Annotated in this window: 17 protein-coding genes and 1 riboswitch; of the genes, 9 read left to right on the forward strand and 8 right to left on the reverse strand. The window is 40.3% G+C overall.

Annotated features, from left to right (window positions below):
• The first annotated feature begins 132 nt into the window (after positions 1-132).
• A complete protein-coding gene (locus FAY30_RS21885; RefSeq protein ID WP_149872819.1) occupies positions 133-459 on the forward strand; it encodes a YnfA family protein in 327 nt (108 codons plus the stop codon).
• 96 nt (positions 460-555) lie between these two features.
• Here FAY30_RS21885 and FAY30_RS21890 read toward each other — a convergent pair whose 3' ends face one another.
• From FAY30_RS21890 to FAY30_RS21910, 5 genes are all read right to left on the reverse strand, one after another.
• Positions 556-1,197: a response regulator transcription factor gene (locus FAY30_RS21890; protein WP_149871851.1), complete on the reverse strand. Its 642-nt coding sequence runs from the start codon at positions 1,195-1,197 to the stop codon at positions 556-558.
• Positions 1,197-2,921, reverse strand: coding sequence for a sensor histidine kinase (locus tag FAY30_RS21895; RefSeq protein WP_190284727.1), 1,725 nt, complete (start codon positions 2,919-2,921; stop codon positions 1,197-1,199). The genes FAY30_RS21890 and FAY30_RS21895 overlap by 1 nt, the downstream gene beginning before the upstream one ends.
• On the reverse strand, positions 2,896-4,005 hold the full coding sequence (locus tag FAY30_RS21900; RefSeq protein ID WP_149871853.1) for a DUF5305 family protein: 1,110 nt from the start codon (positions 4,003-4,005) through the stop codon (positions 2,896-2,898). Before FAY30_RS21900 ends, FAY30_RS21895 begins: the two co-directional genes overlap by 26 nt.
• Positions 4,006-4,023: 18 nt before the next feature.
• On the reverse strand, positions 4,024-4,431 hold the full coding sequence (locus tag FAY30_RS21905; protein WP_149871854.1) for a hypothetical protein: 408 nt from the start codon (positions 4,429-4,431) through the stop codon (positions 4,024-4,026).
• Positions 4,432-4,487: 56 nt separating this feature from the next.
• Positions 4,488-4,570: riboswitch (cyclic di-GMP riboswitch) on the reverse strand.
• Between the two features lie 193 nt (positions 4,571-4,763).
• Entirely contained in the window at positions 4,764-5,366 is a 603-nt protein-coding gene (locus tag FAY30_RS21910) for a hypothetical protein (protein ID WP_149871855.1), read from the reverse strand.
• Between the two features lie 237 nt (positions 5,367-5,603).
• Here FAY30_RS21910 and FAY30_RS21915 point away from each other — a divergent pair, with 237 nt between their 5' ends.
• Entirely contained in the window at positions 5,604-6,713 is a 1,110-nt protein-coding gene (locus FAY30_RS21915; RefSeq protein WP_149871856.1) for a signal peptidase I, read from the forward strand.
• Positions 6,714-7,044: 331 nt separating this feature from the next.
• Here the strand turns inward: FAY30_RS21915 and FAY30_RS21920 are convergent, their stop codons facing one another.
• On the reverse strand, positions 7,045-7,959 hold the full coding sequence (locus tag FAY30_RS21920; RefSeq protein ID WP_149871857.1) for a DMT family transporter: 915 nt from the start codon (positions 7,957-7,959) through the stop codon (positions 7,045-7,047).
• A 200-nt stretch (positions 7,960-8,159) separates the two neighbouring features.
• On the opposite strand from FAY30_RS21920, the gene FAY30_RS21925 reads away from it, so the two are divergent.
• The gene (locus FAY30_RS21925) at positions 8,160-8,303 is read left to right on the forward strand and encodes a YvrJ family protein (protein WP_149871858.1); all 144 of its coding nucleotides are present in this window, start codon (positions 8,160-8,162) and stop codon (positions 8,301-8,303) included.
• 186 nt (positions 8,304-8,489) lie between these two features.
• Here the strand turns inward: FAY30_RS21925 and FAY30_RS21930 are convergent, their stop codons facing one another.
• Entirely contained in the window at positions 8,490-9,848 is a 1,359-nt protein-coding gene (locus FAY30_RS21930; RefSeq protein WP_190284728.1) for an MFS transporter, read from the reverse strand.
• A 201-nt stretch (positions 9,849-10,049) separates the two neighbouring features.
• On the opposite strand from FAY30_RS21930, the gene FAY30_RS21935 reads away from it, so the two are divergent.
• From FAY30_RS21935 to FAY30_RS21960, 6 genes are all read left to right on the forward strand, one after another.
• A complete protein-coding gene (locus tag FAY30_RS21935; protein ID WP_149871860.1) occupies positions 10,050-11,432 on the forward strand; it encodes an NAD(P)/FAD-dependent oxidoreductase in 1,383 nt (460 codons plus the stop codon).
• Positions 11,429-11,830 carry a RidA family protein gene (locus FAY30_RS21940; RefSeq protein ID WP_149871861.1) on the forward strand — a complete coding sequence of 134 codons (402 nt, stop codon included), beginning with the start codon at positions 11,429-11,431 and terminating at the stop codon, positions 11,828-11,830. Before FAY30_RS21935 ends, FAY30_RS21940 begins: the two co-directional genes overlap by 4 nt.
• A gap of 136 nt (positions 11,831-11,966) precedes the next feature.
• Entirely contained in the window at positions 11,967-12,617 is a 651-nt protein-coding gene (locus tag FAY30_RS21945; RefSeq protein WP_149871862.1) for a TetR family transcriptional regulator, read from the forward strand.
• 144 nt (positions 12,618-12,761) lie between these two features.
• On the forward strand, positions 12,762-13,253 hold the full coding sequence (locus tag FAY30_RS21950) for a hypothetical protein (protein ID WP_149871863.1): 492 nt from the start codon (positions 12,762-12,764) through the stop codon (positions 13,251-13,253).
• 101 nt (positions 13,254-13,354) lie between these two features.
• On the forward strand, positions 13,355-13,939 hold the full coding sequence (locus FAY30_RS21955) for an RNA polymerase sigma factor (protein ID WP_149871864.1): 585 nt from the start codon (positions 13,355-13,357) through the stop codon (positions 13,937-13,939).
• The gene (locus FAY30_RS21960) at positions 13,929-14,681 is read left to right on the forward strand and encodes an anti-sigma factor (protein ID WP_149871865.1); all 753 of its coding nucleotides are present in this window, start codon (positions 13,929-13,931) and stop codon (positions 14,679-14,681) included. The genes FAY30_RS21955 and FAY30_RS21960 overlap by 11 nt, the downstream gene beginning before the upstream one ends.
• A 164-nt stretch (positions 14,682-14,845) precedes the next feature.
• Here the strand turns inward: FAY30_RS21960 and FAY30_RS21965 are convergent, their stop codons facing one another.
• On the reverse strand, positions 14,846-16,189 hold the full coding sequence (locus tag FAY30_RS21965; RefSeq protein WP_149871866.1) for a beta-propeller fold lactonase family protein: 1,344 nt from the start codon (positions 16,187-16,189) through the stop codon (positions 14,846-14,848).
• Positions 16,190-16,267 lie beyond the last annotated feature (78 nt).

Genomic DNA, 16,267 nt, shown 5'->3' on the forward strand with positions numbered 1-16,267 from the left:
GTATTTTTGAAATAGTCAAGCATAAGAAAAACGACTCTACTTTTCGGACACGGTAAAGTTAATATGGCCGGATTGTTTAACAACGATACGGTATAATATCGATACAGAAAAAAGATTTAAGGAGTGTTTTCTATTTTTAAAGCAATTGTTTTGTTTATACTTGCAGGAATAGCCGAAATTGGCGGCGGCTATCTCATTTGGTTATGGTTAAGAGAAGGAAAGCCATCTTATTGGGGTCTCTTTGGAGGACTAACATTAGCATTATACGGTGTTATTGCTACCTTCCAAGCGTTTCCATCATTCGGCAGAGTTTATGCCGCCTATGGAGGGGTATTTATCTTTCTATCTGTTTTATGGGGCTGGGGAATAGATAAAAAAACTCCAGATTTATATGATTGGGTCGGTGCAGGGATCTGTTTAGTCGGTGTGACAGTGATGTTATTCGCACCGCGTCACTGATGAAGCTAGGGTTGTCCATTTTCAGGTAAACCAAATAGAACCAAAGGAAGCCCCTTGGTTCTATCGTTTTAATTCTATTAGGAACCGTTCAACTGGTTAATGTATGACATACTTGACCAGCCCTTTTACGTTTGCATACAACGCAGCCTGTGTTCTGTCTGCAAGCTCAAGCTTTGCTAATATTTGACTTACATGTTTTTTTACAGTGAATTCTGTAACAAATAAAGTTTGCGAAATTTCTTTATTTGATAGCCCCCTGCCAAGTTCAATGAGTACTTCTCTTTCTTTTGGAGTTAACACGTCGAAATCGCTTACCTTTTCCCGATGCTCATTAGTTTTCATCAGCATGTCAAATACACCTGGATCATAATATTTGCGCCCTTTGCTAATAATTTTTAATGCATGGATTAGCTCTTCCGGTAAGGCTTCTTTTAATACATAACCGTCCACCCCAGTTTCCTTTGCACGCTTAAAGTCTTCCTCCTCTGTAGAAGAAGTCAGCACAACAAATTTACATGTAGACCCCTGTCGAATGGCTTCCGATATAAGCTCCAAACCAGATTCATCTGCTAAACGAAGATCGACTAATGCCAAATCGGGTTTAGTGGCTTGAAGAAGTTCCATTGCTTCTTTTGAATTTGTTGCCTCACCAAGTACCCTCATAGATCCGTCCAACGAAAGGATGGACGTTAATCCTCTGCGAACAAGCGGATGATCATCAACAATAACCACGTTCATTACCCCGCCACCTCTTGCTTCCTTAGCATTTTTACTACTGGAATGTCAATTTTCACTTCTGTCCCTTTGCCCTGAATCCCTTCAATGGTAAAATTCCCATCAAAAGAGCTAACAATATTTTTCATATTCAAAAGGCCAATCCCTTTTTCTCTTTTGTCATCATTATGATATGTATGGATGCCAATTCCGTCATCTTGTATGGCTAAACTCGTCTTTTCTTCCAAAAGAGATAATCTTAATTCAATAGCATTAGCTCCCCCATGGCGAACGGCATTTCCACAGGCCTCACAAATAATTCGATAAAGTGCCTGCTTTACTTTGTCGGAAATGTTGGCCTCATCACCGGTTAGTTGATAATCCACTTTCACATTGTTCAGCTTAGCGAATTCCTCCAAATACTTTTTCAGACGAATCAAAAATGGCTTATCTCCCCTTTTTACAGAGCTTAAGCGATAAATAGCTGAACGAAGTTCCTTCATTGAATTAGCTGCCGACTCTGAAAGGAATTGATATTCCGAATTCAATTCTTCAGTGGACATATTACTCCCTTTTACCTTTAAACTATGCAGTGAACATACAATTCCAAATAACCTTTGTGCTACACTATCATGAATCTCATTGGCAATTCGATTTTGTTCCTCAATCACAAGCATTTGTTCCATCATCTGATCCATATAGATTCTTTCAAGCATAATTTCACTGAGCTCTGCTAAGAAATCAAAAGGACGATATAACAAGAATGTCTGTTCATCATTATTTGTGTTATTGACCCTCACCCCTAGTACCCCGACATTGTTGGAGGTTCTAATAATCTTCATCCAATACAAATCATCTTTAATCCTGCCGATAAATGGCTCTCTTTTCCCACGGATATGGTTCCATTCTCCCTTAAGATCCGTTTCGAGCCCAACATTATTCGTTGTGTTTTCCATATAGCCCGTCTTAAGGAGTGTATTGGTTAACCAGAAAAATGCAGCCTCACCTTGGAGGCATTTCATGATGGATGCAATGATTTCTTCAGCGGCCTTATTAGAGTTCTTCTTTGAAGCAAAAGTCTCCATTAAATGATACAGTGACATGATCTGTTCTAATGTTTGCTGATATTTTTCATTGGTATCAGTGAGGATAGTATTTACCTGTAACAGTTCATCCTGTTGTTTTTGTAATAAGAAAGCTTTTGAATCTAATTCCTTCGTTAATCCTGAAAATAGCCTTGCAAGCAGGATTGTGAGAAAACACACCAGGTAAAAGTCGGATTTTCCTTCCAAAATTCCTGCCAAGTTGTCAAAATGAAATAGATAATACGCAATGAATGTTGCACTGCCAAGATAAAAAGTTAATGATCCCCAACAAAATAATGGTGTTAAAAAGCTGGCTGCCACAAGAACCGGATTCAGAGCATACCATATAAATGGACTTGAAACCCCTCCGGTAGGAATCAGCAGCAATGTCATTCCAATCGTTTCAACTATTACTGTTGATTGAAGAATAGCATGGTTTCCTAGATACTTTCTTTGTAAATCAGTGATAATCCAGGCGGCGACAGTTAATGATACGACCACCACAACTTTAAAAATGAAAGGTGATTGCGGCCCAACTAAATAAAATACAGAAGTTACCAAAAGTGAAATATAACGATATAAAAACAATAGACTTACGTTGTTCGATGGCCTCTTGCTAATGAAATGAAAAAAATGATTACCGTCTTGCATAGATTTGCTCACTTTCCATTTCACTTTTCGCCACGGATACGAGATCGGTGTTACTGGTTTCATAGCTGTACAAATAATCCCCATCAACTATAAAATAGGTCCCGCTTTTATTCTGATGATCCTTGTAGAAAAAGATAGGAAGTTCTTTTTCGTCAGAAATCTTTATGACGGATTGAAAGGAGTCAAGAATAAAGATGGACTTCTGGGAGATGTTTATTTTCTGAGATACTGGGATTACTCTATTTCTATACTTTTTGTTAATTCTATCTGTTTGTGATGCAGAGTGTTTCGATTGGCGTCGAAGCAGCCAGCCTTTAGAAGTTACAGCCAAAAAGATTAGTAAAAGGATGGAGAGAAGACTGCTGCTAATTCGAACAGATTGAAGCGGCAGCTCAAATCCTGCAATTTTCAACGGGTTTGTAATCGTCTGTGCCTCAGTGAGAAAAGGAGCACTGGTTGTAAAGGTTTTTTCACCTGATAAACTTATTTCATCAAAGGAGTATTGGAAGGCAAGCGCATCTTGTATTTGAATCGTTCGTTCTACTCCATTATAAAGAATCTTTCCATTAATAGCCGGTATCACTTCTAATACATACTGGTCAGAGTGAATTCCCGTCTCATCTTCAACCTGTGTAATAAATGATTGCACACTTTGCAGGTCAATTTTATAATCGTTGTCAATCAATGCTATTTTTGTTCCCTCTTGTTTAAAATCTTGTTTTTGTTCCAATGGGAATGATCGCTCCCAAAGACTGCCTGCTTTGATCACTAATTGAACTTCATGGGTTCCCTCAGCGACAACTGAATTTTCGGCAGTGATCGTCGATTTCAAACGAACAGGGATAGCTGTGGTTATTTTCTTAAAGATGGTAGGACCAACATCTATTGTCCCTCCATCGGGGTATAGAATATTGGGTCTAATCTCCGCCTTAAAATCGTAGTTGGTCAACATTTGCAGCTTGTTCCCATTTAGCTGATTGGTGATGGTTGTTGGCTGTAATAAAGAATACACAGACAAGGCACTTGATAGAATAAAAAATGGCAGCAGAGTAATAACAAGTGTCTTACGCCTTCTCTTGTACAAATTTTTTTTCAATTTTCCTCACACCTTTTCTTATTCATTCTGAGTCGGGATTGTTGACTTTATTTTCGCGCTTCCACCATTCCAATGAACGTTAATTTGGATCATCTCCCCTGCTATTTCCGAAAAATCATTCATACTATTCAGGTTCTTTTTTTCACCCGGATTAATAATGATAGAATTGGTTTTTTCGAAATTTATTATGGTAATAGGTGGATTCCCCATTAATTCAATCCCATCGATTTCGACTCTTTTCCCCGTATGATTGGTGATGGATATCTGCCCTTCTTGTCCATAAGAAATAGCTATTAGAGCCCGTTCCTCTGAATCAATCGCTAACGTTGCCTTATTCTGAATTTGCGCCGTAGAATAACTGTTGGTATGGGATAAAAGGAATGAGAGAGCGATAAAAATCGCAACGAATGAAACGACTATTTTCACGATAATCCCTCCAGAAACATAATAAAAGCCAGATTAAACTGGACGGGTTCATCCAATTTAATCTGGCCGGTTGCACCACTAACTCAATACGTCCCAGGTGCCCAGATACAGGACGTATTTCACAGTTTCCATGATTACGAGTATATTTCATAGTCTATTATATCTAGGTATTCAGGAATATATTGTCAAACGATGAAGCCCTTTTTGTTCTAATTATGTATATTCAATGAGATTATTGTCGTTTTCACTACTTTTATAGGGCAATTCTAAAAAAATGAAAAAAAAGGAAGAATAGAGAGATATCACCATTCTTCCTTTTTCGTTCGCTAACTTTATTTTGCTTCAGATTCAACAACAATTGAGCCTAATAATGCGTCAGGTGAAATGGCAACTCCGCTTGGAAGACTGATTTTCACTGCCACACTTCGGATATTTTGCATTCCGGAGCTTGTTTCTTTTGTTACATTATCAAATACATATGGTTGTCCTTTATCACCCCAAGTTGGCGCATTACCGGATCTTGGGTTATGGGCAGTTCCAAAAGTCATATATTTTGCATACGCACCTGTTGCGCGAACAGTAAGTTTAACTGTTTCAGCAGATTTGTTGCGAATCGTGAATAAATGATCCCATTGGTATTCACTATTAGGCTGGAGCCCGTGGAATTCAGCTGCACCCGTTCCTCCATTGATTCCTTTACCAAATTGGAAGAACAGTTCGCCATTCTTCATTACCACAGTATTATCCTTCGCACCAATATTATTTTCCCAGCTCCATGGTGCATCGGCTTGAAGCGTGACCAATGCCTGATCCGTATTAACCACTTTCAATTGAGAAGCATTTGTAACAGTCGCCTTGTTGTAAGACATTGCAGCCATCACGCTGGAAATCGCCAGCAGGAATACTACCATTAACAACCCTTTTTTCATTTTCATCAAAAATCTCCTCCTCTTATTTTTTCGGCATATTGCCGATTTGGTGATAATTCAAGTATAGGAGGCTTTGGCAATGGAATCGTCACTCTTAAGTGTTCATTTTAAAAATCCTTTGTCTACTCCCCCTATCCTCCTTTCGTATAGGGAAGGTATACTTTGGTACCAGATGAATTCTACCTAAGAGGGCTTATTCTTCCTTCAATAATCAATAGAATAAGGTTAGGGGGGAATCATTCTATGAAGTTATTTATTAAGATCGTAAATGTAATCCTAGCTGCGATCATTCTGAGTACAATCTGTGCTGCAGTTGGAACAGCTATTACGAAAAAGCCCTTCTTACTGACTGTTATCCGGTCAAACAGTATGGTTCCTGTTTGGGAACGTGGAGACATGGTCATCCTAGAAAATTTGAATAAGAATGTAACAGTCCATCAGAAGGATATCGTTTTTTTTAAAACAGAGGCAGGGGACTTGGCTTCAAAAGGCTGGATTGCCCATCGGGTTATAAGCGGAAATGATAAAAATGGCTTTATTACCAAGGGAGATGCAAATGAGTTTTCAGATCAGGAGTCAAGTGACACTGGTCCCATAAAACGAGCTTGGATTACCGGCAGGGCATGGACGGTAGGAGAGAAACCAATCGTCATTCCCAAGATTGGATACTTGTCACTGTGGATGGAAAAATATCACAACAATCCATATACACTTCCAGTTATCGCAGTTATTCTCGCTATATTCATAGCAATTGGCGAATTAAAGCCAGGAAAAAAACGCAGAAATAAAAAAAAGAGCCTGGAATTAGAGCTTATCTATTTCTTAGGAGGACTAACCTTATCGATCATCGTTGGGGGAACCATGCTTGCTTCTAGTCAAAAAGTAAACCTAGTATACGAAGTTTCAAAACAAAGCCAAGGCGTTTTAATGGGCTCCAATGTTGGAGTGCTGAAGGTTGGCGATGAGGTTACAAAACCATTATCAGAGATTGCCAACGGGGGAATTTTCCCTTTAGTATGTGCCATATCAACAAACGATGCTCAAGTTACCCTCAGCCATACTAATGAATTTCTATCAAACGGGCAGAAAATCAATTCATCGTTTAAAGTGAATGCCGAAAAACCTGGAAAGTATAAAACATCTATTCGAGTAGGATTATTTTATCCACTCTTGCCTGCTTCCGTTATCTTTTTCCTTGCTGGGAAAAGTTATTGGCTGGCACTTGTCACCCTATCATTCATTCCAGGATTACCATTAATGGCTTACCCATTTATTGACCGGAAGATGCGAAGGAGAACCTTCTCATTATTAAAGAAAAAAAGACGAAAAATGCAAAATATCATGCCATTCTAGGAAAACGATATTTTGAGGTATAAACAATTCTAAAGCCCTACTATTTTACAAAAAATCCCACATTACTCACTCGACAACCATAGAATAGGAAGATCATAACTAAAATTATCTATCCTACCTTTCTATTATTACCATGCTAAAAAAGGAGGCTGTCTCTAATAATTGGAGACAGCCTTCTTCATGAAATTTATCGGTTAAATAATTCTGGTAATCGCTAAGCACAATTGACGACATCAACCATTTTCAGAAAAACCAAATAGAACCAAAGGAAGCTCCTTGGTTCTATTTGTTAATTCTAGTAAGTTACACTTTTTCACCAGCATCCTCGCGATTAGGTTATTTCCACCTTATGCTCTTTCTTCCGCGGGATCAGCTGCTTCGACCCTAGCAAATTGACAACAATGACTCCGGCAATCGCAATCGCTCCGCCATTAATTGAAAGCAGTGTTGGCCATTCATTTAGCCAGATTCCGGCTGCCAAGATAGCAAATACTGGTTCGATATATAACATGCTCGTAACGGAGCTTGCCTTTCCGGAAGAGAGTGCCAGCGCCCATGTTACATAGCCGATGGCCGTTGGAAAAATACCAATATACAGGGCAGATAAATTAGCCTCCATGGTCGCATGTTGGATATCTGAAATGAGCCCCGGTGAAAAAATAAAAAATGGCAGCATTCCGACCCACGTGAAATAGGCTGTTAATTCAATCGATGAATAGCGGCTCAAAAGCGGTTTTTGATAAGCAAACAAAACCGATGTGGCCACAGCGGACATGAGCACTAAAAATGCACCTTTCGATAATTGTAAGGACGGGCCTGCTGATCCGACTGTAATAATGGCAATACCGATAAACCCTAACGCTAATCCGATCCAGCCAAACAAACCCATTCGTTCTTTTAAAATAAATACGGAAATAAGGGCGGTAAAAATAGGTGCAGATGATACAAGCATCCCGGCAGTCGCCGCCGACACGGTTTGTTCACCGAACGTTACCCCAATATGATAGATGCTGATGCCGACCCAGCCAAGAATGGATATGCGCAGCAGGTCCTCTTTTTTCGGCAGTCGAAATTTCACCCCCGGCCATAACGCATACACAGCAAAAATAGCCGATGCAATCAAATAACGGCTGAGAATTAAGTGGCCCGCGGAATAGCCTCCTTGTAAGCCTACCCGGATTGCGGCAAAGGTTGATCCCCAAATAATAACCGTGATGGATGCCATGATAAAAGCCTTGCTGTTCAATTCCCCTCACCCCAATCAAAATAATACCGCAACAAGGTTATCACGGAATTCGAAATAGTGCAACGAATTATTTTTCATCAATCCTGTCTTACTTTACCTCCTTTTAGCTATATAAAGATGAAAAGTGGTGAGCGACCTTAACAAACTGGCATTATTTACCGTAACCCCTCTTCAAAAAAACATGGAAGGAGGTGAACAAAGTGGATCAGCTCATTCCCATCATCAGTCAGGTAGGATTCCCGATCGTTGTCACTCTTTATTTGCTTTACCGTATTGAATCGAAACTGGATTTAGTGGTGCAATCGATCCAGACCCTTCCAGAAAGGATGAAGGAGCGAACATAAGAATTTGAAGCCCGCTTGGAATAAATGGTTACCCACGCGGGTTTCATCACGTTTGGACAGACTAGATATTTAACAAACACTACCATTTCCCTATCATGCTCCTCCTATCACTCGCCGCACTAACTCCTCTATTCCCCTAAAATTAATAAAAGCCAGGCATGGTGGTCATGCCCGGCTCCAATCCCCTTAGACTCTACGTCGTGCAACAGGGGCTGAAAAATCGTTGCTTGCTTTTAATTCATCAATCTTAATATCCGATAAACTTGCCTCATCGATGGTCAGATGGCCGGTTTCAGGCGCCCAAAGGAAAGAAACGATTGCACCTATTAAACAAACTCCGGCACCAAATAACATCGTTGGCCCCATCCCAATATTAGCAATTCCAATCGGCAACAAGAACGTTCCAATTGCAGCACCGACACGGCTGCCGCCACTTGCAAAGCCCATTGCGGTGGCCCGAATCTCAGTTGGAAACATTTCTGGAGGGTATACTGATTGCAAGATACTCGAAATCGAGTAGGCGATTGCATAAACACTAAACCATATGATGACTAGCGTACTATTCATATCCGGGAAAAACCCCAGCATTAAAAAGGGAACAATCGCAATTACAAATGGGATAATCACCAATTTCCGTCTCGTTACTTTATTTATAATCAAACAGCCTAGAATCGCTCCTCCTAATACAAGGAAGTTTAATACTAATTCTCCTATGAGAGGATCTTTAATTTTTAACCCTTCAAGAACGGTTGGGGCAAAGCTAAAAATCGCAAAATATGGGGCCACTTGACATGCCCAAAAAATCGCAGCAAACGCCGTTCTCTTTCGGTAATTTTTATTAAAAATAGTGCTGTATTTTGTTTTCGGTACTTCCAGATTGATTTTCGAAACATCTAAATGTTCATCTAAATAATCCGCCATAATTTTCTTTGCTTCTTCTATTCGCCCTTTACTAATGAGCCATCTAGGCGATTCTGGCATACCAAGTCTCATAATAAAAATCAGCAGCGCTGGGACAGCACTTGAAATCAACATATATCTCCATGAGTCAGCGCCGAGGTTTACCATAAACATACTGACAACAACAGCACCTAAATAACCAATATAAAATGAGGTTAAAACAGAAGCTAACATCGGACCGCGGTTCTTTTTACTAGCAAACTCAGCTACCAATGGGGAGGCAATCGCATAATCTGCTCCAATCGCAATCCCCATTAAAAAGCGAAGAATAATTAATTGTTCCGGACTACTAACAAAAAATTGAAGCACAGAAATGGTAATAAAAGCAATTAAGTCTATCACCATCAACTTGTGACGGCCCACCAAATCGGTCACATATCCGAATACCATTGCCCCCAATAGAATTCCGACCAAAATGGAACTTGCCAGCAAACCATTATCTACCGCAGTTAAGGTAAATTCTTTATTCATCAAGCCTAATACAGGTCCGATGATCCCTAATATATAGCCATCTAAGATGTAACCACCTGAAGCTATCGCTGTAACGCGCCACTGAAATCGATCTACCTTTGACATTTTCCCCATAATCATTCCTCCTTTTTATGAACACGTTCATATAATTAACATATTCCTATGATAGTAGAAAACGCTTTCTTTGTAAACACAATAATTTAAAATTTTGCGAAAATTTAGCAACCTTATTGCTATCTTGTTTTTTGTGTGTTATCTTTTATTCACGAACACGTTCATAAGGTGAACATAATTCCCTATTTGGAGGTTTTATCCATGAAAGATGCAATCATTATTGGTGCCGGCATTGCCGGATTGTCTGCTGCCTGGCGCTTGCGTGAACAAAATATCCTTGTATTAGAATCCAACGATCGTGTTGGCGGCCGAATTCGTTCGGAAAAACGCGGGCCTTATTGGCTAAATTGGGGCGGCCATGTATATGCAGGACCAAGCTCCGCAACTGGCAGATTACTAAAGGATGTGGAGGTAGCGGCAGAGCCTGTACCAGGAACATTAACAGGTTTAGCGATGAATGGAAAGCTGCTATTAAAAGGACGCGTGGAAACCTATCCATTCCGTGTTCCGATGTCCTGGAAATCTCGCTTCGCATTAATGAAGGCTGGTATGAAGGTCATGGGTGCTGTTGGTAAATATGGCGAGATGGTAACTCGAAAACCAAATGAAGATTATTGGACATTGCAGCAGCGTGTCTATGATTTCATGAATGATCAAAGCTTCACTGATTTTGTCGGAAAGTTACCCGATGACGCTGACGCCCTTTTTAGACCAACTGTTAGCCGTTCTGCAGGTGATCCGGAAGACGTTTCAGCAGGAGCGGGTGTAGGGTATTTTAATCTTGTCTGGAGTAAAAGTGATTCTGAAGGATTATCCCGGAATATAATCGGCGGTCCTTCTGTGCTAGCGGAAAAAATCACGGAACTCCTCGACGGGCGCGTATCCCTTGGGGCAAAGGTCGAAAAAGTCTACCATAAGAAGGATTCTGTTGTTGTCATTTATTCAAAAGACGGAAAGACCTTCGAGGAAGAGGCAAGATATGTGGTGATTACATCCCCTGCCCCAATCACAAAGAAGATTGCTGTGGATATTGATGACGAAATGAAAGAAGCTTTGGGCAAAATCGTCTATGGACCATATGTAAGCGCTGCATTCCTTACAAATGAGACAGGAAAACAAGTATGGGATGATGCATACGCGATTGCCACTCCAAAACGGTCATTTAATGTCGCCTTTAATATGTCCAATATCGTGAGGAGCAAAGAGACACAGCGAAAACAAGGCAGCAGTTTCATGACCTTTTCGCCAGCCACATTGGCGAAAAAATTAATTAATAAATCCGAGGAAGAGATCAAAAATATATATTTACGAGATTTAGATGAAATCTTCCCTAACTTTAGTAAACATGTCGTAGAAGCACATATACAAAAATGGCCATTGGGCTTGGCTTATTGCTTCCCTGGAAGAGGAAAAGTGCAGCAGCATCTTACTCGTCCATCGGGAAGGGTCCATTTAGCGGGTGATTTTTTAGGAACTTTCTATACAGATACAGCAATTGAAACCGGTGAAATTGCCGCAAATCGGATCTTAAAAGAACTTAGTAATCAAGCAACCGAAAATGCAGATAAAAGGAGAATTGTATGAGCACAGATACAAAAGTGAACAAACCAGTCTATTTTCCGCTTGACGGAGATGCCCCTTTTCCTTATAGCCAAGCTGTTAAATATAATAGCCTGATCTGGACCTGCGGGCAATTAGGAACGGATCATGATGGCCGTCTCGGCAATACGTTTAAAGAACAAGTACGTTTAGCATTTGATAACCTTGAAAAAGCGCTGAAATCGGCTGGTGGCAGTTTACATTCGATTATAAAACTATCTGCTTTTGTGCGTGACATTAATCAATTAGATGAATTCAATGAAGTCTATGTAACTTTAATCAATCATCAGGCTAAACCCGTTCGAACGACCGTCCAAATAGGCGCCTTCCAAAAAGATATATTAATAGAAATAGATGCGGTAGCCTATGATGAAGGACTTTAAGAAGTAATCAAGCGCCCCCATTACTGAATCAACCGTAGAAATCTATCAACAGAGTGGGAGTTTATTTACAAATAGACTCCTGTTCTTGTTATACTTACAAGAGAAAATAGGTTAAGCCGGAACGGAGTGGGTACGTGTGAGTAGCAGAAAAGAAATGCAAACGATCAGAATGTATAATTTTTTTATAGATGCAACTGCGAGCATTATTGAAAATGAAGGAATAGAAAAGGTTACCGCTAGGAAAATTGGTGATATTGCAGGCTACACAAGTTCAACCATCTACAATTATTTCGATGAACTGTCACACTTGATCTTCTTTGCCTCCATGCGCTTTCTCAATGAATATAATGAAGATTTATCCGGCGTCATGCTTGCGGCAAAAAATGCTGTGGATCGCTATATCAATACGTGGGAATGCTTTTGTAAACACTCTTTTGAAAATCCACAAATCTTTCATGCCATCTTTATCTCAGATTTAGGAACAGATCCGAACCTTTTAATTGATCGATATTATGACCTCTACCATAATGATTTAGTCAAACTACCGGAAGAAATTAAAATCATTGTGTTAGAGCATGATTTGTACAAACGTAACTACAAAATTGTCCAAGGCCTGGCAGAGGAAGGCTATATTTCTGAAGAAAACATTGATTATTTGTTACGAACCACGATTTTAATGTGGAAAGGCATGTTAATTACCCTGTTTAATAATCGTTCTAAATTTACACCCGATGAAGCGGTGAAGGAATTTACTTATCTGATTAGTCAATTAATCAAAGTATATTAATGGGGATTCCATAAAGCGAAATTTGCGCTGACAGTTAGAAAAATGTCCGTAGCTTTTCTCCAAAGTATTTTCATTTCTTATCGAACCGTTCTCCCCCTTCCTTCGTTACCTTAATTGAGAAGAACAATTGAAGGAGGAGTTTTTTTGAAAAAATGGAGTTGGTTATTTGTCTTACTTTTAACAGGCGTACTTCTATCTGGATGCAATTCAAAGGAAAATGCGGAGAAGCAGCAAACCAGTGAGCAAACGGAAAATGCCTCTAAAGAAGCAGAGGAAGCGACAAGCGAACCAAAATCGGCTTTAAAGCTGCTAGAGAATGAAAAAGCTGGCAAATACCTTGCCGATGCTGACGGGAAGGCACTGTATTATTTCAAAAATGATAAACCGAATACCTCCAACTGCAGCGGGGAGTGCCTGCAAAACTGGCCATCCTTTTATGAAGAAAACTTTGACGTTCCTGAAGGATTTAACAAGGAAGACTTCGGTTCGATCACCAGGGCGGATACAGGTGAAAAACAAACAACTTATAAAGGCTACCCGCTTTATTACTTTGTCAAAGATCAAGTTTCCGGTGATGTAAACGGACAAGGAGTAAAAGAGATTTGGTTTATCGTAAACAATGAAACCACTTTTTGAACCATAATGCTCATGAAGAACTGCCCCTTTTGGCAGTTCTTTTTCTCATACCATCATTTATAATTTAGAAAACTAGTAAAATTAAGGGAGAGAACTTAGCAGTGAAAACGAAAACGGACGAGGAACTGATGGCGTTAATTGTCAAAAATCACCGGCCAGCACTGGAAGAGCTGTATGATCGCTATGTTAACCTTGTCTACAGCTTTTCGTTTAAAATGGTTAAAGGGGACCGGGAAAAAGCAAAAGAAATAGTTCAACAGGTATTTCTCAGGCTTTGGACGACGAAACGAACCTACAGCTCGAAACAAGGGAAATTTGTAAATTGGATTCTTACGATTAACCGTAATATTGCTATTGACCTGTTTCGAAAGGAACAAAAACAGCCAGGGTTGGTGCAGCTTGAATCAAGCGAATGGGGACAAATGCAGGATCAGGAAACAGAAGATGTACCGCAACAGGTTTCAAGAAATCTACTAAAACAACAAATCCAGGCAGCCAAACCACATCTTTCAGAGCCGCAGCTGCGCCTCATCCATTTATTATATTGGGAAGGCTATTCCTTACGTGAGATTGCCGAACTGGAACAAACACCACTCGGTACGATGAAAAGCCGGCTGCATCAAACCTTGAAAAAACTGCGAATTTATTTTAGAGAAGAAACAGGAGGGTTTCAGCATGGAAAATAAATGCGAAAACCTGTCGTCCTATGTTATCGATGAACTTTCCGAACATGAAAGAGCACAATTCGAACACCATCTTAAAACGTGTAATCATTGTCAGAATGAAGTAACTACCTTAAAGGAGTCGTGGCAGATGCTTTCTTTTGATTTCGAAGAGGTGGACGTCCCTACATCATTAAAAGCTGAAGTCATGGATTTTATATTTCAAGAAAATAAAGAACCATCGGAGGTACAGGCAGCCGAATCGGCAAAACCTCATTATCTCGAAAAATGGAAGGGATTCTTCTCTAAACAATTCTCCCCATTGTCTGCGGGCATCATGGCTGTTTTAGTCCTCGGGCTATTTGGACTGTTATGGAATAACCTGCAGTTAAGGGACTCGATCACAGTATTAGAAAATCATGCTGCCACACATGCGCAAATTGTCAGGACATTTGATTTAAAGGGGCAGGATACAGCCGAATTAGCTAAAGGCAATGCTTATCTTCTTCAAGAAGGCAGCGGCACTGTCCTTGTCATTGAATTAAATAATATGCCAAGTACGAAGGACGATGAGGTATACCAAGTGTGGCTGCTGAAGAATGGAAATCGTGAAAATGCTGGTACGCTAAAGCCTGACCTGAACGGCAACGGCCTAATCACCTATCGTCTGCCAAAGAACTACTCGTTTGACGGCATTGGGATCACCCTAGAACCGAATCCAAACAATACACAACCCCAAGGTCAAAAGGTAATGGGAACCATCTAAGGAGGAAATATTTCTGCTGATTCCAAACAAATCATTTAGGGTGAAAGGCAAAAGCAATAAACAAAGGTGTTCAGTTTCAGATACTGAACACCTTTGTTTATAGAAATTTTCTCCAGATGGATCTACCCCCAATGTCAGGGGTGATAACAATTGAGCTCCCTTATTTAAAAATCCTTGCCCACAACATACCAGATATTATTTACACCTTGTCCATTTAGATCTCCTGCCTGCTGATCCTTCACAAAATAATAAAGAGGGTACCCTTTATACGTTGTTTGCTTCTGTCCATCCCCCCTTGTAATTGTTCCAAAATCTTTTTTATGAAATCCCCCCGTAGCTTTTATATTTTCTGCATAAAAAGGCGGCCATATTTCAAGGCATTTTCCGGAACAATTGCTGACTCCTTGTGTATCCTTGGTAAAATAATAAAGGGTCATTCCTTCCTTGTCCGCCAAATATTTTCCGACTTCGGCGGATTCTAACTCCTGAACCTTGTATGAACGGTCGGCGCTTATCTTATCGACGATTGTACCGCTATTCACATCGACAAGGGAAATGGAAAGATCACGATTAAGAACATAAGCCCGTGCTGAATCTTGACTGAAGACAATTGCTTGCCGCGGCTCTAGAAATCCTTTAATAGTCCCGGTGATTTGGTTATCTGAAACGTTAATCATATTGATTGTATTGTCCGCTTTGTTGCTTGCGAAAAGCAGTTTGCCATCAGGTGACAGGGCGGCCCCGTACGGTTCCCGGCCAACCTTTATCTCACTGACAATCTCACCACGAGGGATATCAACCACAGAAATACTGTCACGACCGCTGTTTGCCGCATACAACGTACTTCCATCTGCACTCACAGATATCCCACGAATCATTGAAAATCCAGTGATTTCACGAACGATACTCTTCGCAGCAGCATCGACCACTGATACCTTGTCGCCTTTAAAATTCGTAACGAATACATATTTCCCGTCGTGAGATACGACAATCCCTTGTCGGGGCTGGGCAAAACCAGTAATCACGGCAGTAGGCTTATGGCTTCCAAGATCTACGACCGTTACTGAACTGTGGGCCTGGTTGTTTACATACATCGTACCTCCATCAGGACTAACTGCAGTTCCAAATGCTCCAGGGCCAACAACAACCTCATCTGCTAGTTTCAGTGTTTTTGTATTGTAAAATCGTAAGGTGCCAAGCGTACTGTCCGAGACGACAAACTGTGATCCACCGTCTATGAACACAATATTCCTTGGAGTGACAAAGCCGTCAATCTTTTTCTGCAAAGTGCCTTTTTTAATGTCAAAGACGAGGATTGAGTTCTCACGGCTATCTGAGACAACTCCAGTCTTTTCATCCGGGCTTACCGCGAGGGCGTTATTCGTAATGTGGCTGTCAAAACCGCTTTCATCCCCTTTCGGACTGCCTTCATTACCAGCAGCAAAAATCGCAGCTGGAAGTATTAAAAGAAACACTAGAACTGCCACCAAAACACTTCTCATTTTCATCTCATAACTCTCCTTAAAAGTATTTTTGCTTCTCACTGAAGTAAACGAAGCATTTTACTAAACGGTTTGATTTTTTTT

Origin of the sequence: Bacillus sp. S3, assembly GCF_005154805.1 — a bacterium.
GTDB lineage: Bacteria > Bacillota > Bacilli > Bacillales > Cytobacillaceae > Neobacillus.

Coding starts and splice junctions, on each gene's coding strand:
- FAY30_RS21890 (WP_149871851.1), bottom strand. CDS start 1,197: ATGAACGTGGTTATTGTTGATGATCATCCGCTTGTTCGCAGAGGATTA.
- FAY30_RS21910 (WP_149871855.1), bottom strand. CDS start 5,366: ATGAAAATGAAAAAAGGGTTGTTAATGGTAGTATTCCTGCTGGCGATT.
- FAY30_RS21915 (WP_149871856.1), top strand. CDS start 5,604: ATGAAGTTATTTATTAAGATCGTAAATGTAATCCTAGCTGCGATCATT.
- FAY30_RS21930 (WP_190284728.1), bottom strand. CDS start 9,848: ATGGGGAAAATGTCAAAGGTAGATCGATTTCAGTGGCGCGTTACAGCG.
- FAY30_RS21935 (WP_149871860.1), top strand. CDS start 10,050: ATGAAAGATGCAATCATTATTGGTGCCGGCATTGCCGGATTGTCTGCT.
- FAY30_RS21940 (WP_149871861.1), top strand. CDS start 11,429: ATGAGCACAGATACAAAAGTGAACAAACCAGTCTATTTTCCGCTTGAC.
- FAY30_RS21960 (WP_149871865.1), top strand. CDS start 13,929: ATGGAAAATAAATGCGAAAACCTGTCGTCCTATGTTATCGATGAACTT.
- FAY30_RS21965 (WP_149871866.1), bottom strand. CDS start 16,189: ATGAAAATGAGAAGTGTTTTGGTGGCAGTTCTAGTGTTTCTTTTAATA.